We start from the raw sequence: 19,665 nt of genomic DNA on the forward strand, positions 1-19,665 counted from the left end.
GGTGAAACAGTCCCCTTCGAGTGAGACGAGCTACCCGGACACAGTCGCGTTCACGGCTGCCGGTTCTGTTTCGTTCACCACTGTTGGTCCTGTTTCGTTCGTCACCGCTGGTCCTGCCCCGCTCGCTACTATATCAGTCGCACCGGCTTGGTTCCACTGGAGTCGGACCTGCCCAAGTAGTGGGACCCGTATCTCCGCAGTTCCGACGACCCACCCGGGCTTGACTGGTTCGCTGATGGGGCTGGAGCCGACCTGGTCGTACCGACCGTTGTTGTCGCCCTTGGTGATGAAGCCGGCGTGGTCGGCCGGACAGGAGGTGAGCTCGTCACAGCTGTCCGCACTGCCGATGTAGTCCCCGTTCGCCCGGCTGTACCAGTTCTCATCTTCCTCGACCCACAACATCGCTCGGTGGATGATCGGCGTTTGCCGACTGTTGCCGTCGGGTTCGTATACGATAACATCGCCCGGCTGCTGAAACGTCCGATAGCTGTCGTCATTTGCGGCGGTGACGACACCCCCGTGGTCACCCGGGCCGGAGAACCGCTCTTCTTCCATCACAAACACGAGGTCTCCTTCCTTGATATGGGGGTCCATGCTCGGGCTTTCGATAGCGACGAGCGGGGGCCACACACCGCTGACGGCGAACAGCAGCATCCCGACAAGCAGAACTGAGCCGGCGCTACTGACGATATCGACCACGTACATCATCCCTCCCGGTCCCTCGGTTTCGTCTCCGTCCGACGACCGACGGTCTGGCCCGGCCATTCGTACCACGAATACTCGGAGGCAGCCAATCAACTTTCTGTTGTTGGACCGAACGCTCCCGTCCGATTTGATCAGGTCGCCGCCGGCGCTGAACCTTCTCCAACCGGCATCGACACTGATGTGTGCCATAGCTGGGACGGCTGGACCCGAACGTATCCGAGACGCGGGATTCGGAAAGTCCCGGTTCCAATGACCCACTCTGGACGGACAACAGTACTCGCTCCGGTGACCTGATCGTATTTATTGTTGGTCAATTTGTTGTCACCTTTCGTAATAAACCCGGCGTGAGGTGCCGGACAGTTCCGAAGCTCGTCGCAACTGTCCGCACTCCCAACGTACTCCCGGTTCGCGCGGCTGTACCAGTTCTCGCCAGCATCGACCCACAGCATCGACCGGTGGATAATCGGCGTTCGTTGCTCGTTACCGTTGGGTTCGAAGACGATGACGTCCCCGGGCTGCTGAAAGGTCTGATACCCGGTTTCGGCCCCGGCCGCTGCCGTTACGATGCCGTGACGGGCCTCCTGCCCCGAGAAGCGGTCTGCGTCCATGACAAACACCATATCGCCAGTGTCGATGTGTGGCTCCATGCTCCCGCTTTCGATGGCGACGAGTGGCGGCCACACCCCACTGACGGCGAACAAGAACGCGCCGACGAGCAGGACCGCCCCGACACTCGTCCCGATATCACGGACGTACAGGCCGAAACGAAATGCAGGACTCGCATCCACAGACTCGTCTGTCTCGCCTGACGGCGTGCTGCTGGTCGATTCGTCCCGGCCCATCCTATCTCGGATTGCTGACAGCGGGATATCAATCTTGTGACGGCTGTCGGTCCGCTATCCTTTTGCCCACAGACACGGAGTGTGGAACGTGCCTCTGGAGACGCCGGCACGCATCGTCAGCGAACTCGCGAGCCGCGGCTACAACGCGGAACGTGAGGCAGTGACTCGGATCGCTGACACGCGGGACCCATCGTCGACGCTAGAACGCGCACTCGAAACGGTCCCCGATGAGGCGCTGAAGCTGACAACCGATCACGTCGAATCTGTGGTTGAAGCGATAGAAAGCGGCGACGGAACGCCGAGTACCGAACCAGACCACGGAACCGAAACGACCGGCGCTCCGACTCATACACACCCGCCCGTTTCAACTGGAACCGACTCGACCACGTCGACTGAACCGGGTACGTCAGTTCCACCTGAAACGGGGGGGTCACGGGATGTAGACACATCCCTCCGAGCTATCGACGTTGCGAACGATATGACCGGCCAGTCCACTGGAACCGGGGAGTACTCGGACTTCGTCTCGGTGTTCCGGGATCGCTACGAGAAACTGGCGGGCAAACTGCGCGGCAGAGTGAACCACCGGCCGACCGACGCTATCGAGAACATGGGCGGCGGCAGCGACGCAGCGCTGATCGGCATGGTCTCTGATATCCGCTCGACCGCCAGCGGCCACTGGCTGGTCGAACTGGAAGACACGAACGGGACCTTCCCCTGTTTGGTGATGAAAGACCGCCCTATCGCCGACCTCGTCCAGCAGTTGCTCATGGACGAGGTCATCGCCGTCGAGGGGACGCTGGCCGACGACGCCGGCATTCTGTTCGTGGACTCACTATACTTCCCGGACGTGCCCCGAACGCACAGCCCCTCAACCGCTGACCGCCACGTTCAGGCGGCGCTCATTTCCGATGTCCACGTCGGTAGTCAGGAGTTCATGGAGGACGCCTGGCATCGCTTTACCGACTGGCTCCACACCTCCGAAGCCGAAACTGTCGAGTACCTGCTCATCGCCGGCGACATAGTGGAGGGCGTCGGCATCTATCCCGAGCAGGACAAGGAACTGGACATCATCGACATCTACGACCAGTACCGCGCGTTCTCAGAGTATCTCAAGGAAGTCCCGGCTGACATGGAGATCCGGATGATCCCGGGCAACCACGACGCCGTTCGGCTGGCCGAACCCCAGCCGGGCTTCGACGAGGAGCTCCGGGACATCATGAGTGCCCACGACGCCCAGGTCCATTCAAACCCCTCGCTGGTCACTGTTGAGGGCGTCACGGTGTTGATGTACCACGGCGTCTCGCTTGACGAAGTCATCGCTGAACTCCCGGATGAGGAAGCCAGCTATGAGGAACCACATAAGGCGATGTACCAGCTCCTGAAGAAACGCCACGTCGCACCGCAGTACGGCGGCCACACCCGGCTCGCCCCTGAGGACCGCGATTATCTGGTAATGGAGGAAGTCCCCGATGTGTTCCACACTGGCCACGTCCACAAGCTTGGCTGGGGCGAGTATCATAACGTCGTTGCCCTGAACTCCGGCTGCTGGCAGGCCCAGACTGAATTCCAGAAAAGCGTCAACATCGACCCTGACGCCGGCTTTGCACCGATTCTGGATCTGGATACGCTGGATATGACGGTCCGGAAGTTCAGCTAAACCACCTTTTTCAGTGTCGCCGTTCCTCGCGCGCTCTACGAGCGCGCTGTGGGACGGCTCCTCGAAAAACGTGGGCGAAAAGGCCGGAATCGCTCTGCGATTCCGGAGAAACCGCGCGCCGTCGGCGCGCGGTATGCTCGTCAGCTATGTCAGAAGCTCACTAATGCAAGCCTGCCCTTCCCCGGGTCGCTTTGGGTGCGACGGTCGTCGCACCACTCGCTCCCGGCCAGAAGACTTGCCTACCTGTTCCTCCAGAAGTACGATAACGGCTTGGCCTTCTACCCCGAATCTGATCGGGAACAGCCCGAAGAATCACCGGTATCTCGTAGCAGTGGCGGGCCTCACCGATTGAGGCGCAATTAAGACCCATCCAGTAAAAGGAGAGAGTATGAGTGACGACCAGAACCACGGATTCGAAACCGACGCGCTGCACGTCGGACAAGAGCCGGACGCCGAGACCCGCTCGCGTGCGCCGCCGCTGTACCAGACCACCTCATACGTCTTCGAGGACGCCGAAGACGCGGCCAAGCAGTTTGCACTCGAAAAGCCGGGCCACATCTACTCGCGGCTGATGAACCCCACGGTCGGGATGCTCCAAGAGCGACTGGCGGCGCTGGAGGGCGGCGTCGGCGCGGTCGCCACGGCCTCCGGGATGGCGTCGCTGAATCTGGCGACGTTCCTGCTCGCGGATGTCGGCGACAACGTCGTCACCGCATCGTCGCTGTACGGCGGAACCTACACCTACTACACCCACACCGCGCCGCGCAACGGCGTCGAGACGCGCTTCGTCGACACACTCGACTACGACGCCTACGCCGAGGCCATCGACGAGAACACGGCCTACGTCCACTGTGAGACCATCGGCAATCCGTCGCTCGTCACGCCCGACTTCGAGCGCCTTGCCGAGATCGCCCACGACCACGGTGTCCCCTTCTTCGTCGACAACACCTTCGCGACGCCGTACCTCTGCAACCCAATCGAACACGGGGCCGACCTCGTCTGGAACTCCACGACGAAGTGGATCCACGGCCACGGTACCACTGTCGGCGGCGTTCTCGTCGACGGGGCTCCTTCCCGTGGGAGGAACACGCCGACAAGTATCCCGAAATCGCCGGCGACAACCCCGCGTACCACGGCGTCAACTTCCGCGAGCGATTCGAGGACGCGGCCTTCACCTACGCCGCCATCGCCCGCGGCCTCCGTGATCTGGGCTGCCAGCAGTCCCCCTTCGACGCCTGGCAGACGATGCAGGGTCTGGAGACGCTGCCCGCGCGGATGGACCGTCACTGCGACAACGCGATGGGCGTCGCCGAGTTCCTCGACGACCACCCCGAGGTTTCGTGGGTCACCTATCCCGGCCTCGAAGATCACGAAACGCATGACACCGCCAGCGAGTACCTCGACGGTGGCTACGGCGGTATGATAACGTTCGGTCTCGACGCAGGCTACGATGCTGCCCGAACAACCGTCGAATCGACGGAAATCGCCTCCCTGCTGGCAAACGTCGGCGACGCGAAGACGCTCATCATCCACCCGGCCTCGACCACCCACCAGCAACTCACTGACGAGGAAAAGGCCGCTGCCGGCGTTACCGACGACATGGTCCGTCTTTCCGTCGGTACCGAGTCCGTTGAGGACATCAAGGCCGACCTCGATCAGGCCATCGGACAGGCAACCAACTAACTAAAGGTACAGTATTTTACGGAGCTTTTCTGGACGGTCTAACCACTATCGCGCAATAATTAACCTGTTCATTAGGCTTATTACGCGAGAGGATGATGTATTCAATGAACCGTCGCCGATAGCGAGCACGCGTCGGTTCACGCTCAACCATACTCTGTCATTGGTCCGACAACGATTGCTCGCATCCGTGGGGAGCGTGCCACTCCCCGTTTGTTCTCCGTCTACAGTGTAGCGTACAGACCGGACCAGTGACCGACAAAAACGACGACGTTGCTACAGGATTTCCTCGGCTTCCAGCAGGTCGTACAGTTCGTCCATCGTCTCGACCGACGTGTCACACGATGGCGCGACAGCTGGTTTCGGGTCGAAGCCGATAGCCAGGTTCGCGACTTCGAGCATCGGCAGGTCGTTGGCCCCGTCGCCGACGGCGACGGTCGTGTCTCGGTCTTCGCCAGTGACCGCCGTCACGACCTCCATTGCGTCGTCCTTGGTGCCGGAGATGAGCGGCCCGCGGACCTCGCCGGTCAGCGTTCCATCTTCCACGGGCAGTCGGTTGGCGACGATAGCGTCGACCTCGACCCCCTCCGTTTCGAGTGCAGCCTCGACGCCGCGCTCGAACCCGCCAGTGAGGATAGCGACGTAGACGCCGGCGTTTCGCAGGGCTTCGATGACCTCTGCCGCGCCGGGGCGCAGAGCGACCTCGTCGAAGGCCGTCTGGGCCTGCTCGTCCGGGAGGTCCTCCAACAACGCGCACCGCTGGCGGAGGCTCTCGGCGTACTCGATTTCGTTGTTCATCGCGCGCTCGGTGATGTCGGCCATGTCCTCGGCCGTCCCGTTCTGGCTCCCGAGTAGGACCGTCATCTCCGAGTCGGAGAGCGTCCCGTCGAAGTCGAAGGCGACTAGCATTGCCCGCGAGTTTCGTGTGGAGGGTTTCAAAACATCCGGTTTCCAGTCGAACGATGGGCTCTCTATTTTTGTGTGTCCCCTGCTGTTGTCCCTCTATGGAGCACGTCTCTGCCGACGAAATCGAACCACAGGCGATGGGTGGCGACGTTGACCGCCGCGGGCTTGCAGACCCGCTGGGTACGACTGATGTCGCAATCAACCGATATGTTCTGGACCCCGGTGAGGCCTTCTCGGGCGGATTACACGCACACCTCGATCAAGAAGAGGTGTTCTACGTCGTCGAGGGCACTGCTACCTTTGAACACCGGCCTGACCCCGCCGGCGAGAGTGAGACAGTCACCGTCGGTCCACACGAAGTCGTCCGGTTCGCGCCCGGAGAGTATCAACAGGGCCGGAACGAAAGCGACGACCGGGTAGTCGCGCTGGCACTCGGTGCGCCCAGGAATTCGACTGAGAGCCGCGTTGCACAGCCCTGCCCTGACTGTGACAGCGATGTCCTCGCGCTGGAACCGGCTGACGAGGGGTTCCTACTTGTCTGCCCTGACTGTGGCACCGAACTTGAACCGGATCTCTAGTCCCGCGGTCGTAAACAAGCGTCAGGACCGGACTGTAACAGTCGTTTCCAGCCGTTCTCAGGGCTTCGGCGGCGGCCCGTCGTAGGCGCCCATGTCCTGATAGAAGTTCAACATCGCGAACTTGAGCTTCTCAGGGCCGATATCCACCATCTCGCGGCGTTCCTCAGGAGGAAAGGTCCCCCGGACGGCGTAGTCGTGCATCTCCATCTCGGCGGCCTCCGTGTAGCGCTTGTCGAGCAGGATGCGCGCGCCGAAGTCGTCCGGCGAGCGGACCACGCGGCCGAGGGCCTGACGTGTCTTCCGGACCGTCGGAATTTCGACGGCATAGCGCCAGCCCGCGTCGTCCTCGCTATCGCCGAAGGCCACGTCGTAGGCGTCCTGCACGGCGTCCATCCGGTCGTCGAGATGGGGGTATGGGACGCCGACGACCACGACGGTTCGGGCGTCGTCGCCGTCGTAGCTCACGCCCTCACCCAGTGTTCCCCACAGCGAGGTGTAGAGAACGCCGTCGTCGCCGTCGGTAAAGGCCTCCCGGAGGTCACGGGCCTGCGTGCCCGGCTTGTCAAGATACCGGGTCGCGCTCACAGCGGTCATGTCATGGTAGCGCTCGGCCTCGCTGTAAGAGGGACAGAACACGAGGGTATTTCCGGGTGTAAAGCGGACGATGTCTTCGAGCGTGCGCGCAATGCGTTGCTGGGTCTGTGGGTCGTCCCGTTCGCTGGAAAACAGCGCCGGGCCGTCGACGGCGTAGGTTCGGCGGCGCGCCTCGGGGAACTGTGCTCCGTAGGCCATCGTCACCGGGTCCTCGACGCCGACGATGTTCTCGGTCACGTCAAAGGGCCGGAGCGTGGCGCTCATCAACACGGCGGCATGGAGGTCGGAAAACAGGTCGCGGGTGACCTGCTCGGGGATACAGGTGTACAGCTCCGCGCGGCCGTACACCTCGTCGGTCGATTCGTCGCGGCGGACGCTGACGACGGGGTACTGGCCAGTCTCGTCCGTCTCATCGAGCCAGTCGGAGATGAAGCCGGCGGCCTGCAGGGTCTGGCACTCCTTTCTGGTGTCGAGGTCCCCTTCTTTGAACGCCTCCTGGTAGCGGGCGTCGAGATCTCGGCCGAGGGCCAGCGCGTGGTCCAGTTCCTCGTGGAAGCCGGGGCCGGTGTAGCCCTGAAGGAAGGCAAGCGTCAGGTCGTCCTTCCGATCGTCGTTGGCGATAGTGATGTCATCCCAGTGTTCGTCGACGGCCTCGCGGCCGCCGAACTCGAAAGAATTCTCGTAGGCCTCGACGAGGGCGTCCCGGAACGTCTCGATGACGTTCGCTGCGGCGTCGGCCCGGGCGTCGTCCTCGGCGTCGAGTTCGTCGAGCGCCTGGTCGAGCGTGTTCTCGGTGAGCGTCCGCCGGGCGTGGTCCCGGGCAGCCGACTCGACGTTGTGGGCCTCGTCGAAGACGGCGATGATGTCCTCGGGGTCGCGGCCGATCCAGTGGAAGAACTGCTCACGGATGGTCGGGTCGAGCAGGTGATGGTAGTTACAGACGACGAGGTCGACGCCGTCCATGCCTTCTTTCAGCAGTTCGTAGCCACACAGTCCCTGCTGATGGGCGTACTCGTACACGTCGTCGGGTGTTCGAACGTCGTCGAACAGCCAGGCGTAGAACTCGCTGGTATCGACGGTAAGATTCCGGTAGTAGTGGTCACAGGTCGAGCGCTCGGTTTCGATCTCCTCGCGCTCGTCCTGCAGATCCCGGAGTTCCTCGACAACGGCGTTGCGGGCCTCCATTGCCTCGCTGCTGCCCGCCTGCCCGTCAGAAAGGAGTTCTCCCTCACGCTGTTCGAGTTCAGCGATATCACTCTCAACCTCGACCAGATCACGAGTCGTGTCCCGAAGCGCCTGACACTCCTCGTAGTCCACGTCGATGTGACACATCGACCCTTTCCCCCGGAAGACGACCGCTCGCAGGCGCTCCTGGTCGGTAATTGCTCTGGCGTCCTCGACGAACTGGCGCATCTGCTGGTGGACGTTCGTCGTGATGACGACGGTCTTGCCCGTCTCGCGGGCGTGTTCCAGCGCGGGGACCAGCGACGCGAGCGTCTTCCCGGTCCCGCAGGCCCCTTCGAACAGTACGTCACGGCCCTCCTCGAGCGCGTCGTATATCGTTCCCATCGCCTCTTGCTGATGGTCGTACGGCTCCTCGAAGGGGAAAAACCGCATGTAGCCGTCGTCCGTCGTTGCCACGTGCCCCGATTGGCCGTTCACCGGCAAAAGGGTTCGCCCCCACAGCTACTTGCCGCGAGCGCCCCTCCAGAACCATATGTGGCGCGTCACACTCGCTGTCGGTATCGCGCTTCTCGCGGGCTGTTCCGGCGTCTTTCCGGCTGGACCAACGGCGGACGACAGCGACCCGGTGACGCCAGCGCCCGTCCCCACTAACACGCCGGAGGCGACAGTCTCAGTCCCGATCAGCGACGGGACGGTCGACATGGACCGACTACTGGACCGTCACGAGCAGGCGCTGGCGACTCGGAGCTTCCACCGCCACGTCGAACAGGCGGGGCCACAGAACACGCTCGACGTCTGGATCGACCATGAGCGAGAGGTAACGCGCGTCAGACGGCGGTTCGGTCCGATCTCGGATGACGTGGTCCGCGCCAACGGGACAGTGTACACGAACGTCCGCGACGACCCCGATACGCCGTACGCCACCAGGGACGCGACGCCGAACACGTCGCTGGTCGCCTCCCCGGCCGGAGTTGACCTACTCCGACAGCTGCTGTCGGATACTGCGTATCGGCAGGTGGATTCTCTCCGGTGGAACGGAAGACCTGTCGCTGTTCTGGCCGCGACGGATACGGCCGAGACACCGACTACCGAGAACGAGTCCGAAATCGGACGGTCGCGGCTGTACGTCGATCGGCAGGGGGTAATCAGATACGTCGAACACACTGAGCGACGACCGGATCGGCCGGATATCGACACGACAGTGACAGTCACGACCGATATTGAGCGCGTCCCGATTCCGTGGTGGCTTGCAGAGAGCGACCCCTACAGCTCTGGCTCAATGTAGACTTTCCTGATATCGCCGTTGGTGTCCTGCATCGCAGATTCGAGGGTCGTTATCTCGTCATCCATCGCTTCCGTGTCCAGCGCTGGGTCGAACTGCAGATCTGCGAAGACGATAACCTCATTCGGCCCGAAATAGACCGTTCGGAAGCCGATGATATCGGTTACGTGCTCGTTTTGCATGATGACATCACGGAGGCGCTGTTCCTCGTCCGCCGGGAGGCTCTCCCCGAGCAGGAGGCGCTTGTTCTCCCAGGCCAGCGCTAGGGCAAATCCCATCAGCATAATCCCGATGAGCAGCGCGGAGATCCGGTCGAAAAAGGGGTTGCCGGTCATCTGTTCGAGAACCAACCCAGTCAGCGCGATGACGATCCCCGTGAGCGCGATGGTGTCCTCAGTCAGCGCGGTCAGCGTTGTCACGTCGCTGGTCTTGCGGAAGGCCTCGCGGTAGCCCGACCAGTCGTTCCGGTCGATCTGCTTTTTCATCTCTGCACGGGCCTTTACCAGCGCGTACGTTTCGAACACAAACGCGCCGATGAGGACAGTGTAGTTGACCCACAGCGGGTCCAGCCAGGCCGGGGGCTGGAAGGAGAAAAACAGGAACTCGACCGCCTCGCCGGCATGTCCACCGCCGCCGTGGCCGCCGGCCGTAAGCTCGTTCCAGCCGTGTTTCGCGCTCTCCCACCCAGCGATGCCGAACAGGAACACGGAGACGAGAAAGCTGTAGAAGAACTGCGCTTTGCCGTAGCCAAAGGGATGGCGCCGGTCGCGCTCCCGATCGCTGAACCGAATCCCGATAAGCAGGAACACCTGATTCCCGGTATCTGAGATGCTGTGGTACGTCTCCGACAGCATTGCGGCACTCCCCGTCAGAAGGAAGCCGAAGAACTTCAGTATCGCAATCGCGGCGTTGGCTATCAGTGCAGCGATGACGACTGACTTGCTCCCTGCCATTATTTTTCCGTCACATTCATGACGCAAAATGCTTCTGGATTTATACCTGGCTCCACTACCGGCGGTATGCTCACTGCTATCTCAGATACGCACGGGACGGACGACCATCGACTGACAGGTCGGACGCTTGACGCCGTCCGCGAAGCCGACCACGTTCTCCACGCGGGCGATTTCATGACTGAGCAGGTTCTTGATGCTATCGACGCTGAATGCGATGAACTCACCGGCGTTGTCGGGAACAACGACAGACCGGCAGTCAGGGCCCGGCTTTCCGATGTTGCAACCGTCTCTTGGGAAGGCCTGACGATCGTCGTTGTGCACGGGCACGAACACACCGAAACCGCCCTCAGCATGTTGGCTCGGCAGGAAAACGCCGATATCGTCGTTGTCGGTCACTCGCACAAGCCTGTACTGACCGACTTCGGCGGCTGGACGCTGGTCAATCCGGGTAGCTACGCCGACCCGCGGCGATACCAGCCGGCCCACGCGGAACTAGATGTCATAGCCGGGGACGTTCGCGTCCGGCTTCGCTCCCCAGACGGGACGCCGATTTCGACGACCATCGTTGAGCGGTAAGCGTATTGCGGAATCCGTCTAGTCTATGTCTATTTTGGATACCGGAGCAAAAACGGTCGCAAGCGGCTACTGTCGCATATACCACAGCGCCGCCATGCCTGCAATGACGAACGCGCCGCCAGCGAAGAACGCCACCCCCGGCGGAATCGCAGCGGCGGCAGCCTCGGCACCACCCCGTGCGGCGGTGTCGAGTGCGCCCGCAGTCGCCTCAAAGCTGCCGTCGGTCACGGTCGTGTTCCCGGCGTAAAAACTCGGATCCCGGGCGCCAGTGTCCGCACTCCCGGACGATACGGCCTGGCCACCGAACAACGACCCCAGCCCGCTCCCGAACACCTGCTGGACCAGCAGGCTGGCGAAGCCGATGATCGCGAGACTGCCGATAATGTTCGCTAGCGCCGCCCGAAGCCCCGATGTCTCCTGTTCGTCACCGGCACAGATAACGAGTGGTTGGTTGGCCGGCGCGAACACGTCCATCTCGCGCCCTTTCTCGGAGTACGCCGTATCGACGACCTCGACCGCACCGGCGTTCTTGAGTTTCTTCAGGTGGTACTGTGCGTTTTGCAGCGACGTATCGACCCGGTCGGCCAGCTCCGACGGCGGTGCTGGCTCCTTGTTTAGCTCTGACAGTAAGTTGCGCGCGGTCTCTGCCGAGAGTGCCGACAGCACGTCGTCCGCATCATCACTGTCGACACCGATAACTCGGGGTTCGGCGTCCGGGGTCGCCGGGTCCCGAGAGGGCAGCAACGACATGACTATCTGTATGTTCTATGGGATTATGAGTCTTTGCCAAAGCACAGTGGTCGTTGTAGCTATCGGTCAAACCCGCATTTTACCCTCCAATATCGCACAGTAGACGCCCGAAGGCGGGACTCCCGAAAGGACTTTGATGTCGGCTCGACAACCGCCGGTATGGCTGACCTGCTCACTTACGCACTCCTCGCTGCTGTGCTCCTGTTTTTCTTCTTCATGTATCTGATGCTCCGCCGGACCTTTCAGGGATTCAAAGAAGGGTTCCAGCAGAGCAAGAAGAAGTAGCCGGGAGGGTAACGGTTAGGGGCCGTCGGTGGTGCCTATCTGTATGGACCCACGTATTCGCGAACACGCGGAAGTCATCGTTGACCACTCTATCGATCTGAGCGAAGGCGACAATCTCGTCATTGATGCCCACCCGCAGGCTGCGGACCTCGTTACTGCGCTACATGAGTTCGCTGCCGACCGTGGCGCAAACCCGCTCGTTGTACAGGACCGCCTCGGTGAGCGGTTCCGTCGCGCCTACCTCCGCAACCGGGATGAGTTTGAGACGCCGAGCCACATCGAAGCGCTATATGAGGAGATGGACGCGTATATCGCGATAAAGGGTAGCGACAACGTCACCGAGACCAGCGACGTCGACCCTGAAACGACGGCCGCCTATCAGCAGTCCCAGCAGCCGCTTCTGAACGAACGCCTCTCAAAGACCTGGTGTCTCACACAGTACCCCGCGCCCGCTAACGCCCAGCTTGCCCAGACCTCTACGGAGGGGTACGAGAACTTCGTCTGGGACGCCGTCCTCAAAGACTGGGACGCCGTCCGCGAACATCAGGCACAGATGGTCGAGATACTCGATCCTGCCGACGAGGTCCGCATCGTTTCCGGGGAGACAACGGACGTGACGATGTCTGTCACCGGTAACGAGACGCTCAATGATTACGGCGAAAAGAACCTTCCCGGCGGCGAGGTGTTCACTGCGCCAGTCCCCGACAGCGTCGATGGCGAGGTGCTCTTTGACAAACCGCTGTACCATCAGGGCCGGGAAGTGACCGATGTCTTCCTCCGGTTCGAGGACGGTGAAGTCGTCGAGCATAGCGCCGGCAAGAACGAGGACCTTCTGACAGAGGTACTATCGACTGATGACGGTGCGAGCCGACTCGGCGAACTGGGTATCGGAATGAACCGAGATATCGACCAGTTCTCCTACAATATGCTGTTCGATGAAAAGATGGGCGATACCGTTCATATGGCAGTAGGAAGAGCTTACGACGAGACTGTTGGCGAGGACAACGAGCAAAACGAGTCGGCCGTTCACGTCGACATGATTGTCGACATGAGCGAGGACTCGTTCATTGAAGTCGATGGTGAAGTCGTCCAGCGGAACGGGACGTTTGTCTTCGAAGACGGGTTCGAGGACTGAGTACCGACTGCGAACGGAGTGAGCGGTCGGCCTTTTCGTCGACGTTTTTCAAGGAGCGGTCGCCTCTGGCGACCCGACGCTGAAAAAGGTCGGTGCAGGTCGTCCAGCGGAACGGGACGTTCGTCTTCGAGGACGGGTTCGAAGCGTAACGCTCGATCTCCCACTGTGTGGCTGGGTCGGTTTCTGTCCTCACACACCGGACAGGAAGCTTATGATGCCGGCCGGGGTACGTTCAGGTATGAGTGAACAGCGGTCTCTCCTCGTTCGGGCGGCGTGGTTTCTGTTCGTCGGCTGGTGGGTGACCGGCATCTGGCTCTCGGTTGCGTGGTTCCTGAACGTCACGATCATCGGCCTCCCACTGGGAATCAAGATGATAAACAAGGTGCCGCTGGTGCTGACGCTCAAACGACGCGACCGGCTCGTCACGGAGAGTGACGGCGGCTCGCAGCACTCACTGCTCGTCCGCGCGGTCTGGTTTGTCTTCGTCGGCTGGTGGGCCAGTGGTGTCTGGACTGGCATCGCGTACGCGCTATCGTTAACAATCGTCGGCCTGCCGCTGGCGATCTGGATGTACAACAGGCTCCCGTTCGTCGTTTCGCTGTACCAGTACTGACAGTCAGTCCAGATACGGCTTCTCGATGTCCGTCTCGACCGTGATGAGGGCGTTTATTCGGCTGGTGATCCCGTCGAACAGCGTGATAAGCGGGGAGAGGACACGCTCGACGACCCGGACCGGTGATGCGACAGTCAAGGCCCATTTCTGGGCATTTCCGAGGCCGAACGCCTTCGGCACGATTTCGCCAAAAATTAGGATGAGAAAGCTCGTCACGACCGTGGTCGCAACGACCGCCGGCCCCGGGGAGAGATAGCCCGCCACGAGGACGGTGAGGATGCTCGAAATTGCGATGTTGACGATGTTGTTGCCGACCAGCAGTGTCACCAGCAAGCGATGTGGATTGTCGTACAGTTCTTGCAGCACCTCGGCTTGGCGGTCGCCTGTCGCCGCCTGTTGCGCGATCCAGTCCTTCTGTAGCGAGAACACTGCTATCTCCGAGCTCGAAAAGAACGCGCTCAATCCGAGAAGCAAGACCACCGCAAGTCCACCACCGACTGCCACGGTAGTACCACTCATACCCCGTGTTCAGCGAGACGAGGCAAGAAGGCGTCGACGCACCTTGTCGGCCCGCGAGCCGACGGATACGGCGAAGGATACTCTACGTTCCAGATCCTTGTGAACGTATGCCACTCGGCCAGGTGGAACTGGCGCTGCGCGTCATCGCTGGCCTGTTCGTCATCGTCGCGCCGACGCTGCTGTTTCTGGGGCTGTGGCGTGGCCTCGAAGCGATGCGTGACGACGAACTCATTCAACAGGTCCACCAGCGCAGCGAGATGCGGGATCAGTCGCCAACCGGCCCTGACTGGCCGGCTGACGTACTAACCGAAGAGGCGTCACCGCTCTCGGAGACCGGTCTATCGGTCGTGACCTGTGACACCTGCGGCACGCCGAACATGGAAGACGCCTCCTACTGTCAGGAGTGTCTCACAGAACTGGAGTAGTCAGTCTAATCTGTTGCTTCCGTCGACCTGAATCGCTATCGTCGGCTCGGACCGAACGACGCTGCAGTCGCTGCCTCGCTCGATGGCGAACGTTATCTGTCTGGTGCGGTTCGTGTCCAGTCGGAACTCGGCCGTCACTGCGTAGGACTTCGTGGTCGACCCGGCGAGTGTATCTTCGTCCCAGTCTCTATCCACATCCACCCACACGTCCTCCCGGGGGTTCTCGGCAGGTCCGACGAGACAGCTTGAGACGGTCGGGGGGTTGAGTGCCCGCAGGAACGGTGACGGGTTCGAAACGGTAACCGTTCCGACCTGCCTGCTGACGGGTGGGTACCCGCCACCTCCCTGCCTTGTCTCCGGGACCGACACGGTGACGGACTCGTCTGTCTGCACATCGTAGGTCACTCCGCCGCTGAGCGCGTCGGCTCCCACGAGTCCGCCGCTCACGATGAGGAGGCCGCCGAGGGCAACCGTCGCCGTTCGCCGTGACGGCGTCGGAATCCCTGCCCGAAGCGCGTAGCCGAGCCCGACGAACAGCCCCGCGGACGCGGCGAGCAACAGGAACGTCCCCGTTTCACCCGGTGAATACCGAACGACGACGTAGCCGACGAACACGACGTAGGTCACGCCACTGAGGGCAAAGGCGACGACGTCAAGCACGTCTCGTTCGAGGGCCACACCCGCAACGAACAGCGCAATAAAGCCCAGCAACAGTAGCGCCGCCTTCACCGTTATCGAGAGATTGAACACAACATCGCGGACGAAATACAGCAGCGCCGCTGCGGCGAACAGGACACCGAGTGCGTACAGGAGCTTACCGCTGTCGATAGCAAGGCGCATGGAGGGTCACCGGCATTTCTCTTAGCTGATAAATAAAGCCACGGCTGGACAGTGCAGGTCTGTGACTGGCAGTAATCGAGAAGCCGAACCGAATTGGGTTCCTAGTCGTCGGCCGTCGCTCGTCCGGCGTCAGCACTGTTCGACAGCGGTGTCCGCTCAACGACCGTCCCGTCGTAGGTCGGGTACTGCTCGACGATTTCACCCTTCTCGACATCGCCCTCCTCGACCATCTCCTCCAGCAGCCACCAGGCGAGTTCGACGTGGTCGGATTTGACGGTGTAGTACTCCTCGGGAACGCCGAGGGTTTCGAGCCGGGCCTCGGAGGTCCACGCCTTCCCGTAGACGAGCGTCCCGTCGTCGGTCACGTCGTCGAACGGGCGGCGGATGTTGCGGGCCATCCGCTTGAGCCGCGAGCGGTGCTGGGCGGCGTCCTTGAAGACGCTCGTACAGAAGTACACCTTCTCGTGGTCGCCCATTTTTTCCAGAATATCGTGGGACCCCTCAACGGCGCTCATGTGGTCCTCTTTCAGTTCGAAGCCCTCCTCCTGCATCCGGCGGTAGTTCCCGTCGGACATCTCGAACTCGTTGATGTTACAGAAGTCGGCCGCACCCTCGTCGAGGAATTCGAGGAACTCCTCCTCGGCGCGGATGCCGGGGATCTCGAAGGCCGGCGTCAGTCCTTCTTCGCGGGCGATGTAGAGGATATCCTCCCACTCGGTGCCGTGAAGGTCACCCCACTGCTCTAGAGGCGGGTGGAAGCGGATCTCGTCGAGGCCGGCTTCCGATAGACGGCGCATATTCTCGCGGCCGCCGGGAATGCCGGTGTAGAGGTGCGTGTGGTGGTCCTCGCCGAACTCGTCTTTCAGCAGTTCCAGATAGTGACAGGTCCGGTCGAGTACTTCCTGGGGTTCGCCACCCGTGATTGAGGTTCCCAGCGCGCTCATGCGCTTTGCTTCCTCGATAACGTCCGCGTCGTCCTCGATGGGACGCTCGTTGGCGTACATCTGGGTGACGTTCTTGCGGTTTTCCCCGAGGGGACAGTAGAAGCAGTCTCGCTGGTCGCAGTAGCCGTAGACGAACAGCACCATCTTGCCGCCTTTGGCGCACTGTTCGCAGCCCTCGGAAATCATTGTCTCTAGCCACCGCTCCCAGCGGGAAAAAGCGTGCGCATCTGACCCGCCGTGGGATAAGACGGCATGGGGTGGGCCACGCCAGATGGGGACCGCTTTGAATGGGCCGGCGTCCGTTCTGTGCGTATGGATGACGAGGATGCCGACCCCGTGGGCGGGCCACTGCCGGAAGCGGAGTCGTTCGACGATCGAGTGCTGGGGGTCAGCGAGTCGCTTATCCGGTACGTCGAAGTCATCGCGGCGCTGGTACTGGTCCTCCTCTTTGCTATCGGCGTCTTCGACCTGACCCTCCAGATACTCCAGAGCGCACTCCGTGGCGATATCACTGACCCGCTGGTCGTTGTTGGTTTCATCGACACAGCCCTCCTCCTGTTCATTATCGTCGAGGTGTACCAGACTGTCGTCGCGTACACGCAGGAAAGCGAGACGCGCCGCATCGTCCGCTTGGTCATCTACACGGGCGTCATCGCGATGGTTCGGAAAGCCATCATCTTCCGCACCGGCGAGTACAGCTCCGAACAGGCCGCGCTCACTGCCGCAGCGGCGTACACGCTCATCATTCTCGGGCTCGCGGCGCTGCTGCTCGTCGAGCGCCGGACCCGAGGCACGCTCCCGGAATCAAAGTGAGCGGTCCCGAAAGAAGTTAAAGACAGGCGGCGTAGCGCCGGTAGATGCTGCTGGTGCTGTGTATCGACCTCGACGACGACCTCGGTCGCAAGACCGGCATCGACACGCCAGTCATCGGGCGCGATGCCGTCGTAGACGCAGCGGTGGCGCTGGCTTCGAACGACCCGGAGGACTCCGACGTGAACGTCCTGTTCGAGGGCGTCCACATTTATGACGACATTACCGACGAACCGGTCGAAGTCGCAGCCGTCACCGGTGTCGACGGAAGCGACGTCGCCGCCAACCGGGCAGTCGGCGAGGAGGTCGATACTGTTCTCGCGTCGCTGGCAGCCAACGAGGATGTGCGAGCGCTGCTGGTCACCGACGGCGCACAGGATGAGTCGGTGGTCCCCGTCATCCGTTCCCGGGTCCAAATTAACGGCGTTCGCCGCGTCGTCGTCCGTCAGGCCCAGAACCTCGAGTCGATGTACTACACCATCAAGCAGGTACTCGACGACCCGGAGACCCGCGGGACGATACTGGTTCCGCTGGGTATCCTCTTGCTGATTTACCCGCTGACAATCGCCGTCGAAGCCCTTGGGTATCCCGGGTCCGCGCTGGGCGTCATCTCCGGCTTGCTTGGGCTCTATATCCTCGCACGGGGCCTCGGCGCTGAGAAAATACTGGACGAAGCAGTCGAGCGAACGACCGCCGGACTGTACGCTGGTCGGGTAACTATCATCACCTACGTCGTCGCGGCCGCACTGCTCGTTATCGGCGGCGTTAGCGGCGTCCAGGAGTTCGAACGCCAGACGGACCCTGACGCACTGGAAGTTATCGCGTCGCTGGTCTCTGGCGCGATTCAGTGGTTTGCCGCCGCGGGCATTACCTCCAGCCTCGGCCGCGTGACCGACGAGTATCTCGACGGGAGCTTCCGCTGGCGGTATCTCAACGCCCCCTTCTATGTCCTCTCGATCGCCCTCGTGCTACACGCCGTCAGCGCCTTCTTCCTCGGGATTCAGGATCTGGAATACCTCGCCATAATGCTCACTGGCGGGACGCTGCTCGGCCTGGTCAGTACGCTGGGCTTCGCTGTCGCGGAGGCCCGCTTCGACCGCACCGAACAGCACAACCAAGGCCCCGGCGGTCCCTCATCCGAGTGATGTACGTCTCCCGTGCTGTCGAGAGTCTGCGCGCGGACCCAATCGATGGCGAGCCCGTCGATCTGGTTCTCGAAACGGCCGATGATGCCGACCCCGAGCGCGTCGCCGCCGCCGCGGAAGCCGCCGGCGCGACCGTCGAGCGCCACCTCCAGTTCAACGATCTGCTGGTCTCGACGACACAGGACGAAATCGACGCCCTCTGTGACTTGGCTGGCCTGACAGCGATTCAGACCGGCAACGTGAACGCCATCACGACGGCTGACGATGTCGAGGAAGACCTCGACCGCGATGGTTGAGCGGCGACCGTGTTCCGCACTTCTTTTGTCACCGCCGGAAATATACGGTAGCGAGGGCACGTAGCTCAGCCCGGATAGAGCGTCGGACTTCTATCTCCGCTGGCGCTGCCATCGGGGGAAGACATCCGACGGTCGTGGGTTCGAATCCCACCGTGCCCGTTATCTGCGAACAACAAGGAGAAGCATCAATACCAGTTGATATCCGGCCTCACAAAGCCAATCGTCTCCGAAACCTACTCTTGCAGTATTACAGTGAAGGGCAGACGACTACCAGTACCGCGTCAGCTTGCATGACCTGTCAGAGGCACGGCAACCCGACTTGGGGGGACGGCACCGGTTTCGTGCCCTTCACACGCATTGGTTTCCCGGCAACACGTATGTACTAGCGACATTTTCACACCCAGCTACTGTTTTGAATATATGGGTAACACACCTGCACTGTCATGGTCTCCGTTTACTGGGGCAGGGCGATAGCGACACCGTGCTTCGCTGCACAATCAGGCTTGGTCTCCGACTCCGGTGCCACGTGTGAGTGCACTCCCGACTCCGGCGGCTGCTACGCCTCCACGATATCGTCTTCCATGGCAGCGACCTCGGTGAGAATCGCTTCGACGTCGTCGTCGGGGACGCCGTTCTCTTGGAGCGCGGCTTCGAGGTGGGTCGCGACATTGGCGAACGCGTCTTCGGTGATTCCCATACCCTCGTGGGCGGTCTCCATTTCATCGCCGTCGTAGTCGACTGGGCCGCCGGCGACGGCGCTGATGAACTGTGCCTGGTGGCTGCGGAGCTGGTCCATGTCGGTTTCCTCGAAGTACGGTTCGAGCAGCGGGTCATCAAGCACGCGATCGTAGAAATCCGAGACCACCGCGTCGACCGCGTCACGACCGCCGATCCGCTCGAAGATAGACTGTGATGCCATTATTGGGTGACAAGTAACCGGCCGGT

Annotated in this window: 21 protein-coding genes, 1 tRNA gene and 1 pseudogene; 13 read left to right on the forward strand and 10 right to left on the reverse strand. The window is 61.7% G+C overall.

The window, feature by feature from the left end:
• Positions 1-30: 30 nt before the first annotated feature.
• Complete coding sequence (locus ACODNH_RS10390) at positions 31-708, reverse strand: S26 family signal peptidase (RefSeq protein ID WP_306710477.1); 678 nt, start codon at positions 706-708, stop codon at positions 31-33.
• A 128-nt stretch (positions 709-836) separates the two neighbouring features.
• Positions 837-1,547 (reverse strand): S26 family signal peptidase, encoded by a 711-nt coding sequence (locus tag ACODNH_RS10395; RefSeq protein ID WP_434531342.1) that lies wholly within the window; start codon positions 1,545-1,547, stop codon positions 837-839.
• Positions 1,548-1,635: 88 nt separating this feature from the next.
• On the opposite strand from ACODNH_RS10395, the gene ACODNH_RS10400 reads away from it, so the two are divergent.
• Both ACODNH_RS10400 and ACODNH_RS10405 read left to right on the forward strand, forming a co-directional pair.
• Positions 1,636-3,204 (forward strand): DNA-directed DNA polymerase II small subunit, encoded by a 1,569-nt coding sequence (locus ACODNH_RS10400; RefSeq protein ID WP_434531343.1) that lies wholly within the window; start codon positions 1,636-1,638, stop codon positions 3,202-3,204.
• 388 nt (positions 3,205-3,592) lie between these two features.
• A pseudogene (locus ACODNH_RS10405) lies at positions 3,593-4,887 on the forward strand (O-acetylhomoserine aminocarboxypropyltransferase/cysteine synthase family protein).
• Positions 4,888-5,160: 273 nt separating this feature from the next.
• Here ACODNH_RS10405 and serB read toward each other — a convergent pair.
• A complete protein-coding gene (gene serB, locus ACODNH_RS10410; RefSeq protein WP_434531344.1) occupies positions 5,161-5,823 on the reverse strand; it encodes a phosphoserine phosphatase SerB in 663 nt (220 codons plus the stop codon).
• A 65-nt stretch (positions 5,824-5,888) separates the two neighbouring features.
• Here serB and ACODNH_RS10415 point away from each other — a divergent pair, with 65 nt between their 5' ends.
• Positions 5,889-6,368, forward strand: a complete 480-nt coding sequence (locus tag ACODNH_RS10415) for a cupin domain-containing protein (protein ID WP_306710025.1) — start codon at positions 5,889-5,891, stop codon at positions 6,366-6,368.
• 57 nt (positions 6,369-6,425) lie between these two features.
• Here the strand turns inward: ACODNH_RS10415 and ACODNH_RS10420 are convergent, their stop codons facing one another.
• Positions 6,426-8,603: an ATP-dependent DNA helicase gene (locus ACODNH_RS10420; protein WP_434531345.1), complete on the reverse strand. Its 2,178-nt coding sequence runs from the start codon at positions 8,601-8,603 to the stop codon at positions 6,426-6,428.
• A gap of 76 nt (positions 8,604-8,679) precedes the next feature.
• Here ACODNH_RS10420 and ACODNH_RS10425 point away from each other — a divergent pair, with 76 nt between their 5' ends.
• On the forward strand, positions 8,680-9,432 hold the full coding sequence (locus tag ACODNH_RS10425) for a hypothetical protein (protein ID WP_306710030.1): 753 nt from the start codon (positions 8,680-8,682) through the stop codon (positions 9,430-9,432).
• Here the strand turns inward: ACODNH_RS10425 and ACODNH_RS10430 are convergent.
• Positions 9,411-10,382, reverse strand: coding sequence for a cation diffusion facilitator family transporter (locus ACODNH_RS10430; RefSeq protein WP_306710032.1), 972 nt, complete (start codon positions 10,380-10,382; stop codon positions 9,411-9,413). The genes ACODNH_RS10425 and ACODNH_RS10430 overlap by 22 nt on opposite strands.
• A 66-nt stretch (positions 10,383-10,448) precedes the next feature.
• Between ACODNH_RS10430 and ACODNH_RS10435 the strand changes: the two genes are divergently transcribed.
• A complete protein-coding gene (locus tag ACODNH_RS10435) occupies positions 10,449-10,958 on the forward strand; it encodes a metallophosphoesterase (protein ID WP_306710034.1) in 510 nt (169 codons plus the stop codon).
• A 66-nt stretch (positions 10,959-11,024) separates the two neighbouring features.
• Here ACODNH_RS10435 and ACODNH_RS10440 read toward each other — a convergent pair whose 3' ends face one another.
• Positions 11,025-11,708: an ArsR/SmtB family transcription factor gene (locus tag ACODNH_RS10440; protein ID WP_306710036.1), complete on the reverse strand. Its 684-nt coding sequence runs from the start codon at positions 11,706-11,708 to the stop codon at positions 11,025-11,027.
• Between the two features lie 159 nt (positions 11,709-11,867).
• Here ACODNH_RS10440 and ACODNH_RS10445 point away from each other — a divergent pair, with 159 nt between their 5' ends.
• The 3 genes from ACODNH_RS10445 (at position 11,868) to ACODNH_RS10455 (ending at position 13,741) form a co-directional block, all read left to right on the forward strand.
• Positions 11,868-11,993 carry a hypothetical protein gene (locus tag ACODNH_RS10445; protein ID WP_004959992.1) on the forward strand — a complete coding sequence of 42 codons (126 nt, stop codon included), beginning with the start codon at positions 11,868-11,870 and terminating at the stop codon, positions 11,991-11,993.
• 43 nt (positions 11,994-12,036) lie between these two features.
• On the forward strand, positions 12,037-13,128 hold the full coding sequence (locus ACODNH_RS10450; RefSeq protein WP_306710039.1) for an aminopeptidase: 1,092 nt from the start codon (positions 12,037-12,039) through the stop codon (positions 13,126-13,128).
• 238 nt (positions 13,129-13,366) lie between these two features.
• Positions 13,367-13,741: a YccF domain-containing protein gene (locus tag ACODNH_RS10455; protein ID WP_306710041.1), complete on the forward strand. Its 375-nt coding sequence runs from the start codon at positions 13,367-13,369 to the stop codon at positions 13,739-13,741.
• Positions 13,742-13,744: 3 nt separating this feature from the next.
• On the opposite strand, the gene ACODNH_RS10460 is transcribed toward ACODNH_RS10455, so the two are convergent.
• Entirely contained in the window at positions 13,745-14,260 is a 516-nt protein-coding gene (locus tag ACODNH_RS10460) for a DUF21 domain-containing protein (RefSeq protein WP_306710043.1), read from the reverse strand.
• A gap of 107 nt (positions 14,261-14,367) precedes the next feature.
• Between ACODNH_RS10460 and ACODNH_RS10465 the strand changes: the two genes are divergently transcribed.
• Entirely contained in the window at positions 14,368-14,685 is a 318-nt protein-coding gene (locus ACODNH_RS10465) for a zinc ribbon domain-containing protein (RefSeq protein ID WP_306710045.1), read from the forward strand.
• On the opposite strand, the gene ACODNH_RS10470 is transcribed toward ACODNH_RS10465, so the two are convergent.
• Both ACODNH_RS10470 and ACODNH_RS10475 read right to left on the reverse strand, forming a co-directional pair.
• Positions 14,686-15,525 (reverse strand): DUF1109 domain-containing protein, encoded by an 840-nt coding sequence (locus tag ACODNH_RS10470; protein ID WP_306710047.1) that lies wholly within the window; start codon positions 15,523-15,525, stop codon positions 14,686-14,688.
• A gap of 101 nt (positions 15,526-15,626) precedes the next feature.
• The gene (locus ACODNH_RS10475) at positions 15,627-16,655 is read right to left on the reverse strand and encodes a radical SAM protein (RefSeq protein WP_434531346.1); all 1,029 of its coding nucleotides are present in this window, start codon (positions 16,653-16,655) and stop codon (positions 15,627-15,629) included.
• Positions 16,656-16,781: 126 nt separating this feature from the next.
• On the opposite strand from ACODNH_RS10475, the gene ACODNH_RS10480 reads away from it, so the two are divergent.
• The 4 genes from ACODNH_RS10480 to ACODNH_RS10495 all read left to right on the forward strand — a co-directional run bounded on the left by ACODNH_RS10480 (position 16,782) and on the right by ACODNH_RS10495 (position 18,879).
• Entirely contained in the window at positions 16,782-17,282 is a 501-nt protein-coding gene (locus ACODNH_RS10480) for a phosphate-starvation-inducible PsiE family protein (protein ID WP_306710051.1), read from the forward strand.
• A 44-nt stretch (positions 17,283-17,326) separates the two neighbouring features.
• A complete protein-coding gene (locus ACODNH_RS10485) occupies positions 17,327-18,424 on the forward strand; it encodes a DUF373 family protein (RefSeq protein ID WP_306710053.1) in 1,098 nt (365 codons plus the stop codon).
• Entirely contained in the window at positions 18,424-18,720 is a 297-nt protein-coding gene (locus tag ACODNH_RS10490; protein ID WP_306710054.1) for a hypothetical protein, read from the forward strand. The genes ACODNH_RS10485 and ACODNH_RS10490 overlap by 1 nt, the downstream gene beginning before the upstream one ends.
• A 54-nt stretch (positions 18,721-18,774) precedes the next feature.
• Positions 18,775-18,879 (forward strand) — tRNA-Arg (locus tag ACODNH_RS10495).
• A 397-nt stretch (positions 18,880-19,276) separates the two neighbouring features.
• Here the strand turns inward: ACODNH_RS10495 and ACODNH_RS10500 are convergent.
• On the reverse strand, positions 19,277-19,639 hold the full coding sequence (locus ACODNH_RS10500; RefSeq protein WP_434531347.1) for a group I truncated hemoglobin: 363 nt from the start codon (positions 19,637-19,639) through the stop codon (positions 19,277-19,279).
• Between the last annotated feature and the right edge of the window lie 26 nt (positions 19,640-19,665).

This window comes from Haloarcula sp. NS06 (assembly GCF_051122755.1).
Lineage (GTDB): Archaea > Halobacteriota > Halobacteria > Halobacteriales > Haloarculaceae > Haloarcula.

Excerpts from the sequence above, each read along its gene's own strand:
- ACODNH_RS10390 (WP_306710477.1), bottom strand. The coding sequence starts at position 708 with ATGATGTACGTGGTCGATATCGTCAGTAGCGCCGGCTCAGTTCTGCTT.
- ACODNH_RS10395 (WP_434531342.1), bottom strand. The coding sequence starts at position 1,547 with ATGGGCCGGGACGAATCGACCAGCAGCACGCCGTCAGGCGAGACAGAC.
- ACODNH_RS10415 (WP_306710025.1), top strand. The coding sequence starts at position 5,889 with ATGGAGCACGTCTCTGCCGACGAAATCGAACCACAGGCGATGGGTGGC.
- ACODNH_RS10425 (WP_306710030.1), top strand. The coding sequence starts at position 8,680 with ATGTGGCGCGTCACACTCGCTGTCGGTATCGCGCTTCTCGCGGGCTGT.
- ACODNH_RS10430 (WP_306710032.1), bottom strand. The coding sequence starts at position 10,382 with ATGGCAGGGAGCAAGTCAGTCGTCATCGCTGCACTGATAGCCAACGCC.
- ACODNH_RS10435 (WP_306710034.1), top strand. The coding sequence starts at position 10,449 with ATGCTCACTGCTATCTCAGATACGCACGGGACGGACGACCATCGACTG.
- ACODNH_RS10440 (WP_306710036.1), bottom strand. The coding sequence starts at position 11,708 with ATGTCGTTGCTGCCCTCTCGGGACCCGGCGACCCCGGACGCCGAACCC.
- ACODNH_RS10445 (WP_004959992.1), top strand. The coding sequence starts at position 11,868 with ATGGCTGACCTGCTCACTTACGCACTCCTCGCTGCTGTGCTCCTGTTT.
- ACODNH_RS10450 (WP_306710039.1), top strand. The coding sequence starts at position 12,037 with ATGGACCCACGTATTCGCGAACACGCGGAAGTCATCGTTGACCACTCT.
- ACODNH_RS10455 (WP_306710041.1), top strand. The coding sequence starts at position 13,367 with ATGAGTGAACAGCGGTCTCTCCTCGTTCGGGCGGCGTGGTTTCTGTTC.
- ACODNH_RS10460 (WP_306710043.1), bottom strand. The coding sequence starts at position 14,260 with ATGAGTGGTACTACCGTGGCAGTCGGTGGTGGACTTGCGGTGGTCTTG.
- ACODNH_RS10465 (WP_306710045.1), top strand. The coding sequence starts at position 14,368 with ATGCCACTCGGCCAGGTGGAACTGGCGCTGCGCGTCATCGCTGGCCTG.
- ACODNH_RS10470 (WP_306710047.1), bottom strand. The coding sequence starts at position 15,525 with ATGCGCCTTGCTATCGACAGCGGTAAGCTCCTGTACGCACTCGGTGTC.
- ACODNH_RS10475 (WP_434531346.1), bottom strand. The coding sequence starts at position 16,655 with ATGATTTCCGAGGGCTGCGAACAGTGCGCCAAAGGCGGCAAGATGGTG.
- ACODNH_RS10480 (WP_306710051.1), top strand. The coding sequence starts at position 16,782 with ATGGATGACGAGGATGCCGACCCCGTGGGCGGGCCACTGCCGGAAGCG.
- ACODNH_RS10485 (WP_306710053.1), top strand. The coding sequence starts at position 17,327 with ATGCTGCTGGTGCTGTGTATCGACCTCGACGACGACCTCGGTCGCAAG.
- ACODNH_RS10490 (WP_306710054.1), top strand. The coding sequence starts at position 18,424 with ATGTACGTCTCCCGTGCTGTCGAGAGTCTGCGCGCGGACCCAATCGAT.
- ACODNH_RS10500 (WP_434531347.1), bottom strand. The coding sequence starts at position 19,639 with ATGGCATCACAGTCTATCTTCGAGCGGATCGGCGGTCGTGACGCGGTC.